Here is a 2,297-nt window from a genome sequence, read left to right as displayed (position 1 = left end):
CCAAATTTGTATATTAATGTCCGTAATCAGCTCAATTATAGCCGTATGACAAATCATATCACCCATTTCATTATTGCTTTCCTGTTGTTCGCTTTCCCTGCGAAAAGCTTTTCGCAGCAGCAAATTGCGAAAGGCGCTGTTCAGCGGGTAACCATTCACAGCAAATTGCTGGAAGGTAATCTCAGCCGCGATGATCCCGGTCGCCATATCTCTGTTTATTTACCTGCCAGCTATAATTCCGGTACGAAGAAACACTATCCTGTAGTTTACTTCCTGCATGGCTATACAGATAATGACGCAAAATTTTATGGCTTCCAGCAACACTGGATGACGCTCCCTCCCATACTGGATACGGTATTTGCCCGGGACCCGGCCCATGAAATGATTGTTGTTACCCCCGACGCCTATACGCTTTTCCAGGGCAGCATGTATTCCAATTCTGTTACAACGGGCAACTGGGAAGATTTTATTGCCAAGGAACTGGTAAGTTATATGGACAGTCACTATCGTACGCTTGCACAAAAAGAAAGCAGGGGCTTATGCGGTCATTCTATGGGTGGCTACGGCGCATTGCGGATCGGGGAAAAGCATCCCGATGTATTTGCTGCCGTGTACCTGCTCAGTCCTTGCTGTTTAAATACTGCGCCCCTGGCTACGGATGCCGTGCCACCAAATTTTTTGAATGCAGCGCGCATTAAAACGGTGGAACAATTCCAGCAGGCGGATTTCTCCACTAAAGCACTCTTTGCATCGGCGGCGGCGTGGTCGCCCAACCCGGATAACCCTCCTTTTTACCTCGACCTCCCGGTGAAGGATGGAAAGATACAGCCCGGGATATTGCAAAAGTGGGATGCAAACCGTCCGCTGAACAGTTTAGATCAATATATCTATAACATACGGCAGCTGAAGGCGATTGGCTTCGACGCCGGTGACAGGGATACAGGTATTGCAGAAAGCATCAGGACACTGGATAAGGAACTTAACAAGTACCATATCAGGCATTCCTTCGAAATTTACGAAGGTGATCATATCAACCGGGTTAGCAAAAGAATTGAAGATAAAATGCTGGGGTTTTTCGGGGAGAATTTATTGTTCCGGCAAAATGCCAGGTAGTAACATATAGCTGCTAAAAGATGCGGGGCCACAATATGATGGCCCCGCATTAAAGTTTTCCGTAGTAACTATAATGACGCTCAACAGCCGGCAGCCCGCTGTTAAAACTTATCAGCCATTGTTTTTGCAGCCATCACCGCTCCTTCCATATAGCCGCCGTATTTTGCGGCTGTTTCCGTACCGCAAAACCATAATTTACCATCCAGGTAAGACTGCTGCAGCAAGGGATGCCCATTGTTCTGGTGCGGCATGAGTAAAGTATTACTTCCGCTGCTGATGAACGCATCGTTCCATACTTTGTCTTCATAGTGCAGCATCTCCCCGGCATCGGGCCCTAAAAGTTCAGTAAGTTGTTTAATAACAAGGTCCTTTCTTGTAGCCGGGGAATAGCTGCCGGCGGCGCCGCCAAGAAAACCTGTTAAAGCAAATGCAGTGCCTGCTGCGTTTGTATGATCATACATTTCGGTAATAATACCTGCATGGCTGTACAACATCCCCGAAAAGCCTTTGCTACGCCAAAACGCGGAAGCATATTCTATAGTGAACTTTACAGTGCCTTCCATCCAGGTATGAACTGTATTAATAACGCCGGCAACTGCTTCCGGCAGCGCAGGATGGATGGTGATAGTTTTTCCTGCAAGCTGCGGCGGCAAACATACCACTACCTGATCTGCTTCAAATACCTGCGCATCTGCAGTGGTGATCCGTACGCCGGCACTGAGCCCGGTTATTGCTGTTACCCGCCTTCCCGTATAAACAGATCCGGGCAGCAATGAAAGGCGCAATGCCTCAATTAGCGCCGAAGTGCCTCCCGCAATGCGATACGACGGCTCGCTGGATTCGGGTACGTAAAATGCCTGCGGGGGTTCGAACGACTTTGTTTGAAACAAGGAAATACCCGCTGCATATTGTGGGAACCGCTCAATATTCAGCTCCGATATTAATTGTACAAGCTGCTGATGCATATCAGCAAACCAGGTGGCGCCAAGCTCCAGCGGAGCGGCTCCCGGCCGGTGGGCCTGAATTGTATGGATCCTGCCCCCCAGCCTGTCCGACGCCTCCAGTACAATTGTATCAATGTTCTTTTTTTGCAGCAGGTTAGCCAGTAATAACCCGCTCAGTCCCCCGCCTATAATTGCAACGCTGAATTTTTCCATCCTGCAAAAATCTTATATCCTGTTTAT

At 48.5% G+C, this 2,297-nt stretch carries 2 protein-coding genes; one reads left to right on the top strand and one right to left on the bottom strand.

All coding sequences use genetic code 11. The annotated features are described in order from the left end of the window. Positions 1–1,113, top strand: a 1,113-nt coding sequence (locus VN105_RS12425; protein WP_325641295.1) for an alpha/beta hydrolase, incomplete at its 5' end; no start/stop codon positions are given. Positions 1,114–1,214: 101 nt separating this feature from the next. Here VN105_RS12425 and VN105_RS12420 read toward each other — a convergent pair. Beyond that, positions 1,215–2,270 (bottom strand): NAD(P)/FAD-dependent oxidoreductase, encoded by a 1,056-nt coding sequence (locus tag VN105_RS12420; protein WP_325641293.1) that lies wholly within the window; start codon positions 2,268–2,270, stop codon positions 1,215–1,217. Between the last annotated feature and the right edge of the window lie 27 nt (positions 2,271–2,297).

This window comes from Chitinophaga sp., assembly GCF_035564935.1.
In the GTDB taxonomy this organism is placed as follows: domain Bacteria; phylum Bacteroidota; class Bacteroidia; order Chitinophagales; family Chitinophagaceae; genus Chitinophaga.
Note: the sequence above shows the minus strand (reverse complement) of the source record. Positions and strands in the feature narration are given on the sequence as shown.